The organism is Aureimonas sp. SK2, from assembly GCF_029813115.1.
Classification (GTDB): Bacteria; Pseudomonadota; Alphaproteobacteria; order Rhizobiales; family Rhizobiaceae; genus Aureimonas.
Map to the genome: position 1 here is coordinate 225,924 of NZ_JAPZDS010000002.1, position 14,409 is coordinate 240,332.

Here is a 14,409-nt window from a genome sequence, read left to right on the forward strand (position 1 = left end):
ATCCTTCGTCGGTTGACGGGGGAAGATGGGCTCCCGCTAGCGCCCGAACATGACAGGCGCGTGAAAATATCAGGACGGACGGGCGATCACCCAGCCGTCGGTGACCTGCAAGGCCACGGGGGTGCCGGGAGGCAGGGGATCCGGCCCCGACGCTTCGACCGAGAGGCCGTCCGCCGTCGCAAGATCCACGTCGTGGAGAAAGGCGCCCGCTTCGAATCGCGTGTTGCGCACCCTGCCGGGAAGGGCGCCCGGCGCCTCCGGTCCCTCGGCCAGCGCAAGCCCCTGGCGGCGCAGGCACAGCCAGGCAGGTCCGGGCTCCGCATCGCCCGGCACGAGGAGGCGGGCGGCGCCGGAGGTGACGGCGAGCCGGTCGCCCTCGCGCCCGACGACCTCGACCGGCAGGAGGCGCCCGTCGCCGATGAAGCGTGCGACGGTCGGCGTGGCGGGCCGCCGCCAGAGATCCTGCGGCGGCGCGCACTGTTCGAGGCGCCCGGCCTCCAGCACGGCGATCGTCGTGGCGAGCGCCAGCGCCTCGGCCTGGTCGTGGGTGACGAAGACGAAGGTCGTGCGCGTCTCGGCGTGGAGGCGGCGGAACTCGGCGGCGAGCCCGGTGCGCAGCGCCGGGTCGAGATTGGCGAGCGGCTCGTCGAGGAGCAGGAGCTTGGGGCGCAGCGCCAGACTGCGGGCGAGCGCCACGCGCTGGCGCTGGCCGCCGGAGAGCTCGTGCGGGCGCGCCTTCGCGCGGTGGCCGAGACCGACGAGATCCAGCGCTTCCGCCGTGCGCCTGGCGATGTCGCCTGCGGCCATGCCCTTGCCGTGCAGCGCGAAAGAAACGTTGCCCTCGACGCTCATGTGAGGCCAGAGGGCATAGGACTGGAACACCATGCCGAGGCCCCGCTCCTCGGGCGGCACGAAGACCCCGTCGCCCGCCACCATGCGGTCGCCGATGGCGATCGTCCCGGCGTCCGGCCGCTCCAGCCCGGCGAGAAGACGCAGGACGGTGGTCTTGCCGCAGCCGGAGGCCCCGAGCAGCGCCAGGAAGGCGCCGTCCGGAACGGTCAGCGACAGCCCGTCCACCGCCCGCGCGCCGCCGAAGCTCTTGGCGAGCCCGTCCAGCCGAAATCCCACCATGCCGCCGTCCCGTTGCAAAAGGCGCTCTTAGGTCCGCCTCGTGACGCCTGCGTGACGCTTTGGCAAGCGGGCGTCAGCTCGCCGGGCGCCAGCGCCAGACGGTGGTGCGCTTCACCTCGGCGTCCTCCAGGGCTCGCGTGACCGGCACCTCGTAGACCGCAAGACGCTCCACGCTCGCAGCCGGCAGATAGGCCCGGCCCGGGTCGCCGACGAGTACGTCCACGCCGGACGATGCCAGGGCGTCGAACCAGGGCGCGAGGCGCCGGGCGAAACCCTGGTCGTAGAAGACGTCGCCCGCGAGCAGCACGTCGGCGTCGAGCGAGTCCCCGATCCTGTCCTCGTTCCGTACCTCGAAGGAGACGCCGTTGCGGCCGGCGTTGAGAAGGGCGGCCTCGCGCGCGAACGGGTCGATGTCGAGCGCGAGGACCGACGCCGCCCCGGCCCTGGCCGCCGCGATGGCGACGAGGCCGGAGCCCGAGGCGAGATCCACGACGCGCCGGCCCGCCACGCAGGACGGATGGTCCAGCACGTAGCGCGCCAGCCCCTGGCCGCCGGCCCAGGCGAAGGCCCAGAAGGGCGGCGGCAGGCCGATCGCCTCCAGTTCCTCCTCCGTGCGCAGCCACAGGTCGTGCGCCTCGTCGGCGAGATGCAGTTCGATCTCGGGCACGTGCGGCGGGCGGAGCGGGGCGGTGTTGGCGAGGACGAAGGCGCGGCGGCGCTCGCGCTCCTTCACGAAGCCGTTTCCGATCCCGTGGCCGATGGCGCGGAACCATCCAGCTGGCGGCGCGGTTGCGTCAGGGACTGAGACAAAGGAGCGCATGTCATGTTGAAAGGTGGCCTTCTCTGGCTGATCGGCATTCCCATTCCGATCATCCTTCTTCTTTGGCTCTTCGGCTTCCTGAGTTGAAGACGGGCCGCGCGGCGGGCGGCCCGAAAAAAAAGCCGCGCATCCCGAGGGAAGCGCGGCCTCTCCATGAACAGGACCGGTCGGCTCAGCCGTCCTTCAGGCGCTTGCTCCTGGCCTGCAGCTCGTCGATGAGCTTGGAGGCGTCGCCCTTCGTCATCTTGTCGTCGAACGGGTGACCGGTCTCCTCGCACAGGGTCTTGAGATAGGACCCCTGCGCGCCGGTCATCGGCTCGTCGCCGGTGGTCCAGTCGTCCGGGTCCTTCACCGTGTTGGAATTGGCGGCGTCGGCCTTGGGGTTGGCATCGGTCATGGATCGCTCCGCGAGTGTGTCGTTCGCGAAACGTTCCGCCCTCCGTCAGGTTCCCACCGTCGTCTTCCAGTCGAGCCCGCCCATCTCGCAGATCGCGGCGAACTCGTGTTCTGTCACCGGCTGCACCGACAGGCGCGAATTGGTGACGAGCACCATGTCCTTGAGGCGCGGCTCGGCCTTGGCGGCGTCCAGCGTCACCGGGTTCGGCATGTCGGCCACCGCGCGAATGTCCACGCATTCCCAGCGCGGGTCGTCGGCGGTCGAATCGGGATGGGCGAGGGCAGAGACCTCCACCACGCCGACCACGGCCTTGCCCTCGTTGGAATGGTAGAAGAAGCCGCGCTCGCCGAGCTGCATGGCGCGCATGAAGTTGCGCGCCTGGTAGTTGCGAACGCCCGTCCATTCGGTGCCCGCCGCGCCGCAGTCCTTCTGCTGCTGGAAGGACCACTTGAACGGTTCGGACTTGAACAGCCAGAAGGCCATCAGGCGCTCTCGGGATTGTTGACCGACCAGTTCCACCGCCGCACGGTGACGGAGGAGAAGAGGCCCGCCTTGGCGAAGGGGTCCTGTTCGCCCAGCGCCCGCGCGGCGTCGGCGCTGTCGGCCTCGACCACGATCAGGCTGCCCGTCGGCTTGCCCTCGTCGTCGAGAAAGGGGCCGGCGAACTTCAGCGTCGGGCCGAGGCCCTTCAGATGGGCGAGGTGCTCGGGGCGGTTGTCGGCCCGGAGGCTTCCGGCGTCCGGTCGGTCTTCGCAGATCAGGGCGTAGAGCATGGGGCTTTCCTCCGGGAATGGCTCGTCGCCCCGTAGCAAATCGGGGCGGTCGATCAAGCGGTTTCGAACTCGCGCTTCAGGGGCCGCGCCAGGAGCGCCGCCACCGCGGCGGCGACGGGCAGCGTGCCGTCGAGAATGCCGGCGACGGCCTCGATGATCGGCGCCTCGATGCCGCGCTCGGCCGCGAGCCTTGCCGCGATGCCGGCGGAGAAGACGCCTTCCGCGAGCCTTTGCGTCGAAAGGTCTTCGCCCCGGCCGAGCGCCAGCCCATAGGCGAAGTTGCGCGACTGGGCGCCCGAGCAGGTGAGGACGAGGTCGCCGAGACCGGACAGGCCCATCAGCGTGCGCGGATCGGCGCCGAGCGCCTCGCCCAGACGCGTCAGCTCCACGAAGCCGCGGGTGACGAGGGCCGCCTGGGCCGAGGCGCCGAGGCCGAGGCCCGCCGCCGCGCCCGCGGCGATCGCGAGCACGTTCTTGAGCGCGCCGCCCGCCTCGACGCCGAGGACGTCCGTGCCGGCATAGATGCGGAAGGCCGGGCCGGACAGGCGCTGCGCCAGAGTGTCGGCGAGCCCGGCGTCGCGCGCGGCGAGCGTCACGGCGGTCGGAAGGCCGGCGGCGACGTCGGTGGCGAAGCTCGGGCCGGACAGGACGGCGACGGGGTGGCCCGGCAGCTCGGCCTCCACCACGGCGGAGGCGAAGAGGCCGGTGTCGCGCTCGATGCCCTTGGAGCAAAGGACCAGCGCCGCGCCTGAAGGAAGGGCGGGCGCCAGCGTTCGGCAGAGGGCGCGGAGCGTCTGGGCCGGTGTGACGAGGAGGACGGTGTCGGCGCCCTTCAGCGCCGCGGCGGGGTCGAGCACGGCCGCGATGCCGGGCGGCAGGGCGATGCCCGACAGATAGGCGGGGTTCTCCCGCCGCGCGTTGATCGCCTGCGCCACGGCGGGATCGCGCAGGAGAAGGCGGACGCCGCCCTGCCGGGCCGCCACCGCCGCCAGCGCCGTGCCCCAGGCGCCGCCTCCGACCACCGCGACGCTCATGCCTTGGCTCCGCGCTTGCCGAAGCCGATCAACGGCGCGGCGGTCTCGTCCAGCGGCCAGCGCGGGCGCACGGGCAGAGTGACGGCGTCCCGTTCGCCCGCTTCCAGCCGTTCGAGGCCGACATAGGCGATCATCGCGGCGTTGTCGGTGCACAGCGCATGGGGCGGCGAGACGAGGCGCACGCCGGTGCGTGCCGAGAGGTCGGTCAAGGCCCGGCGGATCTCACCGTTGGCCGCGACGCCTCCCGCCACCGCCAGGGCCGGGTCGGCCAGGTCGGGAAACCGGTCGCGGAAGCGGGCGAGCGCGAGCGCCAGCCGGTCGGCGACGCTTTCGCTCGCCGCGCGCTGGAAGGCGGCGCAGAGGTCGGCGACGTCCCCGTCGGCGAGCGGCGCATGGGCTTCGGCGGCCTGGCGCACGGCGGTCTTCAGGCCGGAAAACGAGAAGTCGAGCCGCTTTTCCCCCCGGAGCGGCCGGGGCAGGGAGAAGCGGGCGGCGTCGCCGGACGTCGCCATGCGCTCGACGCTGGGACCGCCGGGATGGGGGAGTTCGAGAAGCTTGGCGGTCTTGTCGAAGGCCTCGCCCAGCGCGTCGTCGATGGTGGTGCCCCAGCGCTCGTAACGGCCCAGCCCCTCCACCAGCAGGATCTGCGTGTGGCCGCCGGACACGAGGAGCAGGAGATAGGGATAGGCGAGCGCGTCGGTGAGGCGCGGCGTGAGGGCGTGGCCCTCCAGATGGTTGATGCCGAGAAACGGAATTCCGAGCGGCAGGGCGATGGCCTTGGCGGCGGTCGCCCCAACGATCAGCCCGCCGACGAGGCCCGGCCCGACCGTGGCGGCGACGGCCCCGATCGCCTCGAGCGCGACGCCGGCCTCAACGAGCGCGGCCGACACGATGCCGCCGATCGCCTCGGCATGGGCGCGGGCGGCGATCTCCGGCACCACGCCGCCGAAGGCCGCATGCTCCCCGATCTGGCTCAGCACCACGTTGGACAGGATTTGCGCCCGTCCGGACGCGTCGCGCCCCACCACGGCGGCGGCGGTCTCGTCGCAGCTCGTCTCGATGCCCAGAACGAGGGGGCCGAGGACGAGGGGGCCGGAGAGGGAAGGGTCGGGCGTGGTCATGCGCCAGCACATAGCCGTGCGCGGCGGGTTTCGCCACCGCAAGGCGCGTGCTTTGAACGGTGGCCCCGGGCCGCCGGCCTGTTGTAGGGAAGGGCGACGACACGAAAGGCCAGCCCCATGATCTCCCGCCCTTTTCGCATCGGCACGCGCGGCAGCCGCCTGGCGCTCGCCCAGGCGCACGAGGTCCGCGCCCGGCTGATGGCGGCGCACGCGCTGCCGGAGGAGGCGTTCGAGGTCACCGTGATCTCGACGGCCGGCGACCGCATCCAGGACCGCGCGCTCTCGGAGGTCGGGGGCAAGGGGCTCTTCACCAAGGAAATCGAGGACGCGCTGCTCGGCGGGCGGATCGATGTCGCCGTGCATTCGGCCAAGGACATGGCGACCGCCGTGCCGGACGGGCTGGCGCTGACCGCCTTCCTGCCGCGCGAGGACGTGCGCGACGTCTTCATCGGCCGCAGCGTCCGGCGCATTGCCGATCTGCCGCAAGGCGCGCGGGTGGGCTCGGCCTCGCTCCGCCGGCAGGCGCTCCTGAAGCGCCTGCGGCCCGACCTCGACCTCGTGATCTTCCGCGGCAACGTCCAGACACGGCTTCAGAAGCTCGAGCGCGGCGAGGTGGAGGGCACGCTCCTGGCGCTGGCCGGCCTCAACCGGCTGGACGCCGCCGATGTCGCGGGCGAGATTCTCGACCTCGACGCGTTTCCCCCGGCGCCCGGCCAGGGGGCGATCTGCGTCGAGCAGCGGGCGGCGGACGAGGCGACGGCCGCGCTTGTGGCGCCGCTCGACCACGCCGACACGCACCGGGCGCTTCTGGCCGAGCGCGCCTTTCTCGCCGTTCTCGACGGCTCCTGCCGCACCCCGATCGCCGCCCATGCCCGGCCCGACGGCGAAGGCTTCCGCTTCCACGGCATGATCCTGACGCCCGACGCCGCGCGCATGCACGAGACCCGCCTTTCCGCCGGCCGGGCGGACCTCGTCGAGGCCGCGGCCGAGGCCGCGCGCCGGCTGGTCGCGGATGCCGGCCCGGACTTCTTCGCCGGCTGGTTCGGCTGAGGGGCGATGGCGCGGGTGCTCGTCCTCAGGGAGGCGGAGGACGCCGCGCGCACGGCCGACGTCTTGCGCGCGCACGGCCACGAGCCGCTGCTCCTGCCGCTGCAGGAGGTGCGCCCGCTCGACCCGCCGCTGGAAGGCGGACCGTTCGGCGGGTTCCTCGCAACCAGCGCCCATGCGGCCCCCTGGCTTGCGCGGCACGCCGCCGGCACGGCGCTCCCCGTCCTGGCGGTGGGCGAGCGGACAGCTGAAGCGCTGCGGGCCGCGGGTCTGCCCGAGGTGGTGGCCGGCCCCGGCCGGGCGCGGGACCTCCCGGCTCTTGCCGCTCGGCTTCCTTCCGGAGACGCTCCGCTCGTCTATGCGGCGGGACGCACGCGGCTTCCCGATCTGGAGGCGGGTCTCCTGGCGGCCGACGTGCGGTTCCGCACGCTGGAGGTCTACGACATGGTGGAGCGGCGGCCGGGTGAGGACGAACTCGATCGCCTGACGGAGAGCGGTCCCCCGGATGCCGTTCTCCTCCTGTCGCGCGGGCAGGCGGCGCTGTTCGAGGCGCTTGCCGCCCGCCGCCCCGGCCTTCGCCCGGCAGCCCTGCGCCACCTCTGCCTGTCGTCCGCCGTGGCGGACGGGCTGTCGCCGGGGCGGGTGGCGGAATGGCCCGCCGAACCGTCGCTCGATGCGCTTCTCGCGCGCCTCGGCTGAGGGGGATCGTCAACCCTTCCGATCACGAACGCACAGGCGCCGCACAAACTCCGTTGCAGCTTGGCGTGGACACGCTAAATCAGCATCGGCTCGTCTCCCTTGTTCGCGGGGCGGAGCCAGTCGGCCATCGGCCGGAACCCAAAGGATGCGGCTCCGTTCGGAGCCGACACGACTCGAGGAGCCCCGGATGGCCAATCGCCCGCGCCGCCCCCGACCAGGCGGCAGACCGGAAACCATCATCGACGGCGAAGCCGAGCGGATCGATGCGGCCGGCGGAACCGAAGGCGGTGGCACGGACGCCGAGCGCGCGGCGGTGGAGCCGGGTTTCTCGTCCGATACGGCGACGGGCGGCGAGGCGGTGGTGAGCGGCGGCGCGGCCTCCTCCGACGACCGCGAGCCGGGTCGCGAGGATGCCCTGACGCAGGCCGGCGACGCCGATGAAGCAGCGCGCGTCCACGAGGCGGTGGCCGGGCCTCTGCCCGAGGGCGGCGACAGCGTCGATCCCGCCGCAGGCGCGCCGTTGCCGGCGGGTGCCGACCGTGCCGACACGCCCTTGGCGTCGGGCGACGAGACCCGGCCGGCCGAGACCCCGGCGGCAGAGTTCGCCCGCGAGGAGGGTTTCGTGCCCGCCGATGCGACGGCCGCCGAGCCGTCGCGGCCCCATCTCGGCGAGTTCGAGGACGACGAGACCGTCCATCCTCAGGCGGAGGCCGCGCGGACGCAGACCTCCGTTCCTGACGGAAGCCCTTATCTTGCCGGCCATTCGTCCGAGCCGCGCGGCGGTCCGGGCTTCGGCGCGCTTCTGGGCGCCGGGGCACTCGGCGCCGCGATCGCCCTGCTTCTCGGCGGCACGGCGCTCTACGGCGGCATCCTGCCGCCGCCCGGCCGGCAGGAGCCGGTCCAGACACAGCAGTTCGCCCAAGCCGGCGACGTGCAGCAGCTCCGCAGCGACCTCGACCAGGTGCGCGGCACGGTGGAGCAGGTCCAGTCGGCCCAGGCCGCCGGCGGCGCCGGATCGGGCACGGTGTCGACCGCCGAGTTCACCCAGCTCACCGACCGCGTGACGGCCAACGAGCGCGCGATCCAGAGCAGCGGCACCTCCACCGGCGACGCGGCGGCCACCGCGAACACCGCCAACGAGGCGGCGACGGCCGCCCGTGACACGGCGGCGGAGGCCCAGACCGCCGCCAGTGCCGCACGCGACACGGCGAACGCCGCCCAGGCTGCGGCCGAAGAGGCGCGCGCAGGCGTCTCGGCCGCCCAGCAGGCCGCCCAGAACGCGCAGAGCGCCGCCAACGAGGCGCGTTCGGCGATCGACGGTTTCGGCGAGCGCCTTTCCGCGATCGAGGAGGCCAACCGCCAGGCCGCCGTCGCCTTGTCGGCGGCGGGCCTGAAGTCGGCGATCGACCGGGGCACGCCCTTCATGTCGGAGCTCGAGACCTTCGCCAAGGCGTCGGGCGATGCGTCGGCGGTCGACCCCTTGCGCAACTTTGCCGCGTCCGGAGTCCCGACGCCGTCGGCCCTCGTCGCCCGCTGGCCGGAGGCGGAGGGAGCGATCCTCGACGCCGTGCGGCCCGAGGTCTCCAACGAGGACGTCGGCACGCAGGTCCTGTCGGGGCTGCGCTCGCTGGTGCAGGTGCGGCCGGCCGGATCGAGCGTCGCACCGGACGCGCCGGGGCCGCAGGCGGCCGTCGCGCGCATGGACGCGGCCGTCTCGTCCGGCGACTACGCCGCCTGGCTCGCCGAATGGGACAAGCTGCCCGAGGCCGCCAAGACCGCGTCGAAGGACTTTGCCGACGACGTGCGGGCGCGCGTCGAGGCCGACCGCCTGATCCAGGACACGATCAACCGCGCCGTCGGCGCCTCCTCGCAGGGCTGACATGCTGGCCATCCTCGCCTTCTTCCTCGTCGTCCTGGCCGCCGGCCTCGGCTTCGCCTGGCTCGCCGACCATCCCGGAACCGTGTCGCTGATCTGGCAGGGTCAGGAGGTCGGCACGAGCTTCACCGTCTTCGTGGTGCTGCAGATCGCGCTCGTGGTGGCGGCGATCCTTCTGTTCTGGCTGGTGCGCGGATTCTTCAAAGCGCCCGAGCGCATGTCGCGCTTCTTCTCCACGCGCCGCCGCGACAAGGGCTATCGCGCCCTCTCGTCCGGCATCATCGCCGTGGGCGCGGGCGATGCGGTGACCGCCCGGCGGATGACCAAGCAGGCCGCCAAGCTCCTGCCCGGCCGCTCCGAGCCGATGCTGCGCTTTCTCGACGCGCAGACCGCGCTGATCGAGGGCGACAACGGGCGCGCCCGCGCGATCTTCGAGGAACTGGAGGCGCAGCCCGAGACCCGTCTCGTCGGCCTGCGCGGCCTCTATCTCGAGGCCGAGCGCCTCGGCGACCGCGCCGCCGCCCGCAACTATGCCGAACGCGCATCGCGCATCGCCCCCCATGTCGGCTGGGCCGGCGGGGCCGTGCTCGACCTGAAGGCCGCACAGGGCGATTACGAGGGCGCGCTCGCCATTCTCGAGGCGCAGCGCGATTCGCGCCTGATCGACAAGGTCGAAAGCCGCCGCCTGCGCGCCGTGCTCCTGACCGGGCGGGCGCAAGGCATGGCCGACGCCCATCCCGCCGGTGCGCGGACCCTGGCGCGCGAGGCGCAGAAGCTCGCGCCCGATCTCGTGCCGGCCGCGCTGATCGCCGCCCGCGCCTCCATCCGGCTCGACGACTGGAAGTCGGCGAGCAAGATCCTGGAATCCGCTTGGAAGGTGGAGCCGCATCCGCAGGTCGGGGCGCTCTACGTCCATGCCCGGTCCTTCGACGGGGTGGAGGAGCGCCTGAAGCGCGCCCGCACGCTGGCCGCGATGCATCCCGGCCACGTGGAATCACGCCTCGTCGTCGCCCATGCGGCGCTGGACGCGCGGGACTTCACGACCGCCCGTGCCGAGGCCATGGCGGCGGCCGAGGCGGCTCCGCGCGAATCGACCTATCTGCTTCTGGCCGATATCGAGGACGCCGATTCGGGCAACGAGGCGCTGGTCCGCCAGTGGATGAGCCGCGCGCTGAACGCGCCCAAGGATCCCGCCTGGGCGGCCGACGGCGTGACCAGCCCCGAATGGTCGGCGGTCTCGCCGGTGACCGGGCGGATCGACGCGTTCCGCTGGGTCGCGCCCGCCGCCCCGCCGCAGGTCCGCACCCTGTCCGAGCCCGGCTCGGCCCGGTCCATCGCCGGCAGCGGCTCCAGCGAGATGCAGGCGCCGCCCCGCACGGAGCCGGCAGCCCCGAACCCCGCCCTCTGACACCGTTGCCAGCCCGGACCGGACCCTTTCCATGCTCGAAGGCCTGAAGGACTTCTTCGCCACGCTGACGGGCGGTTCCTCCGCCCGGCCCGACACCGACGACGTGCGCGTGGCGGCCGCCGCGCTCCTGTTCCACGTGACGGAGGCGGACGGATCGGCGAGCGAGCTGGAGATCGAGACGCTGCGCCGGGTGCTTGCCGCCGAATACGACCTCGACGCCGCGACCGCACGGCGCATCGAGGCGGCCGGAGAGGCGGCCGACGCCGAGGCGGTGGACCTCTACCGCTTCACCAGCGTCCTCATGCGCCACCTGAGCGAGGCCGAGCGGATACGCTTCGTCGAGCTTCTCTGGCGCGTCGTCTTCGTGGACGGTGCCGTGCACGAGCTGGAGGACAACGTGGTCTGGCGCATCGCCGAGCTTCTCGGCGTGTCGACGCGCGACCGGATGCAGGGCAAACACGAGGCGATGCACGGGGCGGGGAGCATCGGGGCTTGAACCCGGAGGGCCTCGGCGCCGTTCCGGGCGCCGCCGCTCCGCCCCGCTTCCGGCTGCACGGAGCGGACGATCCGCGACCGGTGCTGGTGGTCCTCCACCAGGAGACCTCGACGCCCGGCCGCGTCGGCCAGGTGCTGGAGGCGGCGGGCGTCAGGATCGACGTGCGCCGGCCGGTGCTGGGCGAGCGCCTTCCGGAAACGCTGGAGAACCATCGCGGCGCGATCCTGTTCGGCGGCCCGCCGAGCGCCAACGACCCCGACCCGCACCTGCGCCAGGAGATCGACTGGCTCGACGTGCCGCTCCGCGAGAACCGGCCGTTCCTCGGCATCTGCCTCGGCGCGCAGATGCTGTCCAAGCATCTCGGCGGCCAGGTCGCCCCGCATGCCGAGGGCCTCGTCGAGGTCGGCTACTATCCGATCGAGGCGACGGAGGCGGGGCGGGCGCTCGTCGGGTCCTGGCCGTCCATGGTCTACCAGTGGCACCGCGAGGGCTTCACCCTGCCGTCCGGCGCGACGCTGCTGGCCACCGGCGACCGGTTCCCGAATCAGGCGATGCGCTACGGCGACAACGCCTATGGCGTTCAGTTCCACGCCGAGCTCACGCTCGCCATGATGCACCGCTGGACGACGCGCGGCCACGCCCGCCTGTCGCTGCCGGGGGCACAGGCGCGCCGCGAGCACTTCACCGGGCGTGCGATCTTCGACGCGCCGGTGAAGCGGTGGCTGGGTGACTTCCTGGCTCTGATCTTCGGCCGCCGGGACTGATCCGGAACCCCGCCTCGCGAAAGCTCCTCCCGCTATGCACCATGGGACGGCCGGCGCGTGTCCGGCCCCATCGCATGCCTGGGACGCGGACGGGAAACCTCATGCAACGCACCGACTTGATCGTGATCGGCAGCGGCCCCTCGGGCCGGCGCGCCGCCATCCAGGCCGCCAAGCTCGGCCGGCAGGTGCTCGTCGTGGAAAGCCAGACGCGCGTCGGCGGCGTGTCCGTCCACACCGGCACCATCCCGTCCAAGACCATGCGCGAGACGGTGCTCAACCTGTCGGGCTGGCGCGAGCGCGGCTTCTACGGGCGCGCCTACCGGGTCAAGCAGGACATCACCAGCGCCGACATCCAGGCCCGCATGGTGAAGACGCTGGAGCACGAGGTGGACGTGCTCGACCACCAGTTCGCCCGCAACGGCGTGAAGATCCTGCATGGCCGCGCGGCTTTCCGCTCCGCCCACGAGCTGGACGTCACGCTGCCTTCGGGCGAGGTGCGGACCCTGGCCGGCGACAGGATCCTGATCGCGGTCGGCACGCGCCCCTTCCGGCCGGACTACGTGCCCTTCAACGGCACCAACGTCTTCGATTCCGACGAGATCGTTGAGATTCCGAAGCTGCCGCGTTCGCTCACCGTGATCGGGGCGGGCGTGATCGGCGTCGAATACGCCACGATCTTCTCCGCCCTCGAAGTGCAGGTGACGCTGATCGAGCCGCGCGCGAGCTTCCTCGACTTCGTGGACAAGGAGCTGATGGAGGAGTTCGTCCACGACCTGCGCGACCGCAACGTGGCGCTGCGCCTCGGCGCGGAGGTGACCAAGATCGCCTTCGACGGCACGGGGCGCCCCGTCTGCAGCCTGGCGACGGGCCGGGACGTGGCCAGCGACATCCTCCTGTTCGCGGCCGGGCGCATGGGCGCGACGGACGGGCTGAACCTCGAAGCCGCCGGCCTGACCGCCGACCATCGCGGCCGCATCACCGTCGACGGTCGAACGCTCCAGACCGCCGTGCCCCACATCTATGCCGCCGGCGACGTGATCGGCTTTCCGAGCCTCGCCTCCACCTCGATGGAGCAGGGCCGGATCGCCGCCTGCCACGCCTTCGGCGCGCCGACCCCGCCGACACCCGAGTTCTTTCCCTACGGCATCTATTCCGTGCCGGAGATCTCGACCGTGGGCATGAGCGAGGAGGAGGTGCGCAAGAAGGGCATTCCCTACGAATGCGGGATCGCGCGATTCCGCGAAACCTCGCGCGGCCACATCATGGGCCTCCAGAGCGGCATGATGAAGATGATCTTCTCCAAGAAGACGCGCCGGCTGCTCGGCGTCCACATCGTCGGCGAAGGCGCCACGGAACTGATCCATATCGGCCAGGCCGTGCTCAACCTTAAGGGCACGATCGACTATTTCCTGGAGAACACCTTCAACTACCCGACGCTCGCCGAGGCCTACAAGATCGCCTCGCTGGACGCCTGGAACCGCGCCTTCGCACCCCTGCCGGGCGCGGTGCCGGTGGCGGCGCCCGAAGGCGCCGGCGAGGCGGTGGAGTAGGTTGCCCTATTCGCGCGCGGCAAGGCTGCGCGCGCGCCGAAGCTGCGGGAACATCGCGGCCCAGAGGCCGGCGATCGCCACCGTGCAGGCGCCGCCGATGACGGTGGCGGGCACCGCGCCGACGAAGGACGCCATGACCCCGGCGCGGAACTCGCCGAGTTCGTTGGAGGCGCCGACGAAGATGCCGTTCACCGCGTTGACGCGGCCGCGCACGTCGTCCGGCGTCCAGAGCTGCAGCAGGATCTCGCGGATATAGACGGAGATCATGTCGGAGGCGCCCATCAGCATCAGCGCGGCGACCGAGAGCCAGGGCGAGGTGGACAGGCCGAACAGCATGGTGAAGGCGCCGAACAGGGCGACGAAGGCGAACATCACGAGACCCGCATGGTCCTTGACCGGGTGGGCGGCCAGCCAGATCGCGGTGAGGATCGCCCCGACGCCCGGCGCCGCGCGCAGAAGCCCGAGGCCGAACTCGTCGACCTGGAGGATGTCGCGGGCGAAGACCGGCATCAGCGCCACCGCTCCGCCGAGCAGCACGGCGAAGAGGTCGAGCGAGATGGCGCCCAGCACGATCTTCTCGCTCCAGATGTAGCGAAAGCCCGCCAGCACCGTCCGGAGGCTCGCCGGCTCGCGGCTGGTGCGTTGCGACGGGGCGGGGACGGAGGCGATCAGGACGCCGGCCACGACGAAGAGCGCCAGCGCGACGGAATAGGAGAGGTGCGGGGACAGGCCGTAGAGAAGGCCGCCCGCAACAGGCCCGACGATGGAGGCGATCTGCCAGGACGAGGAGTTCCAGGCGATGGCGTTGGCCAGCTCGTCCTTGGACACGAGGTTCACCACCAGCGACGAGGCCGCCGGGCCGAAGAAGGCCCGCGCCACGCCGAAGAGCACGAGAACGGCGAAGACGGGCGCCGGCGAGACGAGGCCTTGATAGGTGAGGGCGAGGAGCACGCCCGCGCCGAGGGCCTGGACGCCGATCGCCACCGCCATGATGTGGCGGCGTGAGTAGCGGTCGGCCACCGTGCCGGTGACGAAGACGAGAAGCAGGGCGGGCAGGAACTGCGACAGGCCGATCAGGCCGAGGTCGAGCGGGTCGCGCGTCAGGTCGTAGATCTGCCAGCCGACCGAGACCGCCACGACCTGGACCGCGAAGGCGGCCAGGAACCGGGCCAGCCAGTAGCGCAGGAAGCGCGAGTTACGAAAGGCGGCGAACCGGTCCTCCGCGGGCGTCTCGACGGGAGGCTCGGCTTCGGACGTGCGCGGATCGTCGGTCATGGCTTCGCTCCGGACCGG

At 72.3% G+C, this 14,409-nt stretch carries 15 protein-coding genes; 7 read left to right on the forward strand and 8 right to left on the reverse strand.

Annotated elements, in window-relative coordinates; genetic code table 11:
- Positions 1–69: 69 nt before the first annotated feature.
- The 7 genes from O5O54_RS03540 to tsaD all read right to left on the reverse strand — a co-directional run bounded on the left by O5O54_RS03540 (position 70) and on the right by tsaD (position 5,276).
- Complete coding sequence (locus O5O54_RS03540; protein ID WP_279478990.1) at positions 70–1,131, reverse strand: ABC transporter ATP-binding protein; 1,062 nt, start codon at positions 1,129–1,131, stop codon at positions 70–72.
- A gap of 73 nt (positions 1,132–1,204) precedes the next feature.
- A complete protein-coding gene (locus tag O5O54_RS03545; protein ID WP_279478991.1) occupies positions 1,205–1,864 on the reverse strand; it encodes a methyltransferase in 660 nt (219 codons plus the stop codon).
- 259 nt (positions 1,865–2,123) lie between these two features.
- The gene (locus tag O5O54_RS03550) at positions 2,124–2,348 is read right to left on the reverse strand and encodes a DUF3072 domain-containing protein (RefSeq protein ID WP_279478992.1); all 225 of its coding nucleotides are present in this window, start codon (positions 2,346–2,348) and stop codon (positions 2,124–2,126) included.
- A gap of 45 nt (positions 2,349–2,393) precedes the next feature.
- On the reverse strand, positions 2,394–2,831 hold the full coding sequence (locus tag O5O54_RS03555; RefSeq protein ID WP_279478993.1) for an EVE domain-containing protein: 438 nt from the start codon (positions 2,829–2,831) through the stop codon (positions 2,394–2,396).
- Entirely contained in the window at positions 2,831–3,121 is a 291-nt protein-coding gene (locus tag O5O54_RS03560) for a YciI-like protein (protein ID WP_279478994.1), read from the reverse strand. Before O5O54_RS03560 ends, O5O54_RS03555 begins: the two co-directional genes overlap by 1 nt.
- Before the next feature lie 53 nt (positions 3,122–3,174).
- Positions 3,175–4,155: an NAD(P)-dependent glycerol-3-phosphate dehydrogenase gene (locus tag O5O54_RS03565; protein ID WP_279478995.1), complete on the reverse strand. Its 981-nt coding sequence runs from the start codon at positions 4,153–4,155 to the stop codon at positions 3,175–3,177.
- Positions 4,152–5,276 (reverse strand): tRNA (adenosine(37)-N6)-threonylcarbamoyltransferase complex transferase subunit TsaD, encoded by a 1,125-nt coding sequence (gene tsaD / locus O5O54_RS03570; RefSeq protein WP_279478996.1) that lies wholly within the window; start codon positions 5,274–5,276, stop codon positions 4,152–4,154. The genes O5O54_RS03565 and tsaD overlap by 4 nt, the downstream gene beginning before the upstream one ends.
- A gap of 117 nt (positions 5,277–5,393) precedes the next feature.
- Here tsaD and hemC point away from each other — a divergent pair, with 117 nt between their 5' ends.
- The 7 genes from hemC to sthA all read left to right on the forward strand — a co-directional run bounded on the left by hemC (position 5,394) and on the right by sthA (position 13,116).
- Entirely contained in the window at positions 5,394–6,326 is a 933-nt protein-coding gene (gene hemC, locus O5O54_RS03575) for a hydroxymethylbilane synthase (protein WP_279478997.1), read from the forward strand.
- Between the two features lie 6 nt (positions 6,327–6,332).
- Positions 6,333–7,022 (forward strand): uroporphyrinogen-III synthase, encoded by a 690-nt coding sequence (locus tag O5O54_RS03580; RefSeq protein ID WP_279478998.1) that lies wholly within the window; start codon positions 6,333–6,335, stop codon positions 7,020–7,022.
- A 187-nt stretch (positions 7,023–7,209) separates the two neighbouring features.
- On the forward strand, positions 7,210–8,901 hold the full coding sequence (locus tag O5O54_RS03585) for a hypothetical protein (protein WP_279478999.1): 1,692 nt from the start codon (positions 7,210–7,212) through the stop codon (positions 8,899–8,901).
- Position 8,902: 1 nt separating this feature from the next.
- On the forward strand, positions 8,903–10,306 hold the full coding sequence (locus O5O54_RS03590) for a heme biosynthesis protein HemY (RefSeq protein WP_279479000.1): 1,404 nt from the start codon (positions 8,903–8,905) through the stop codon (positions 10,304–10,306).
- A gap of 31 nt (positions 10,307–10,337) precedes the next feature.
- On the forward strand, positions 10,338–10,802 hold the full coding sequence (locus O5O54_RS03595; protein ID WP_279479001.1) for a TerB family tellurite resistance protein: 465 nt from the start codon (positions 10,338–10,340) through the stop codon (positions 10,800–10,802).
- Positions 10,803–10,855: 53 nt separating this feature from the next.
- Positions 10,856–11,566: a glutamine amidotransferase gene (locus O5O54_RS03600; RefSeq protein ID WP_279479415.1), complete on the forward strand. Its 711-nt coding sequence runs from the start codon at positions 10,856–10,858 to the stop codon at positions 11,564–11,566.
- 101 nt (positions 11,567–11,667) lie between these two features.
- Positions 11,668–13,116, forward strand: a complete 1,449-nt coding sequence (gene sthA, locus O5O54_RS03605; RefSeq protein WP_279479002.1) for a Si-specific NAD(P)(+) transhydrogenase — start codon at positions 11,668–11,670, stop codon at positions 13,114–13,116.
- A 6-nt stretch (positions 13,117–13,122) separates the two neighbouring features.
- Here sthA and O5O54_RS03610 read toward each other — a convergent pair whose 3' ends face one another.
- The gene (locus O5O54_RS03610; protein WP_279479003.1) at positions 13,123–14,391 is read right to left on the reverse strand and encodes an MFS transporter; all 1,269 of its coding nucleotides are present in this window, start codon (positions 14,389–14,391) and stop codon (positions 13,123–13,125) included.
- Positions 14,392–14,409 lie beyond the last annotated feature (18 nt).

Bases quoted from the DNA above. Each gene is read 5' to 3' on its own strand.
- O5O54_RS03540 (WP_279478990.1), bottom strand. From the start codon at position 1,131: ATGGTGGGATTTCGGCTGGACGGGCTCGCCAAGAGCTTCGGCGGCGCG.
- sthA (WP_279479002.1), top strand. From the start codon at position 11,668: ATGCAACGCACCGACTTGATCGTGATCGGCAGCGGCCCCTCGGGCCGG.
- hemC (WP_279478997.1), top strand. From the start codon at position 5,394: ATGATCTCCCGCCCTTTTCGCATCGGCACGCGCGGCAGCCGCCTGGCG.
- O5O54_RS03590 (WP_279479000.1), top strand. From the start codon at position 8,903: ATGCTGGCCATCCTCGCCTTCTTCCTCGTCGTCCTGGCCGCCGGCCTC.
- O5O54_RS03580 (WP_279478998.1), top strand. From the start codon at position 6,333: ATGGCGCGGGTGCTCGTCCTCAGGGAGGCGGAGGACGCCGCGCGCACG.
- O5O54_RS03550 (WP_279478992.1), bottom strand. From the start codon at position 2,348: ATGACCGATGCCAACCCCAAGGCCGACGCCGCCAATTCCAACACGGTG.
- O5O54_RS03565 (WP_279478995.1), bottom strand. From the start codon at position 4,155: ATGAGCGTCGCGGTGGTCGGAGGCGGCGCCTGGGGCACGGCGCTGGCG.
- O5O54_RS03595 (WP_279479001.1), top strand. From the start codon at position 10,338: ATGCTCGAAGGCCTGAAGGACTTCTTCGCCACGCTGACGGGCGGTTCC.
- tsaD (WP_279478996.1), bottom strand. From the start codon at position 5,276: ATGACCACGCCCGACCCTTCCCTCTCCGGCCCCCTCGTCCTCGGCCCC.
- O5O54_RS03585 (WP_279478999.1), top strand. From the start codon at position 7,210: ATGGCCAATCGCCCGCGCCGCCCCCGACCAGGCGGCAGACCGGAAACC.
- O5O54_RS03610 (WP_279479003.1), bottom strand. From the start codon at position 14,391: ATGACCGACGATCCGCGCACGTCCGAAGCCGAGCCTCCCGTCGAGACG.
- O5O54_RS03560 (WP_279478994.1), bottom strand. From the start codon at position 3,121: ATGCTCTACGCCCTGATCTGCGAAGACCGACCGGACGCCGGAAGCCTC.
- O5O54_RS03555 (WP_279478993.1), bottom strand. From the start codon at position 2,831: ATGGCCTTCTGGCTGTTCAAGTCCGAACCGTTCAAGTGGTCCTTCCAG.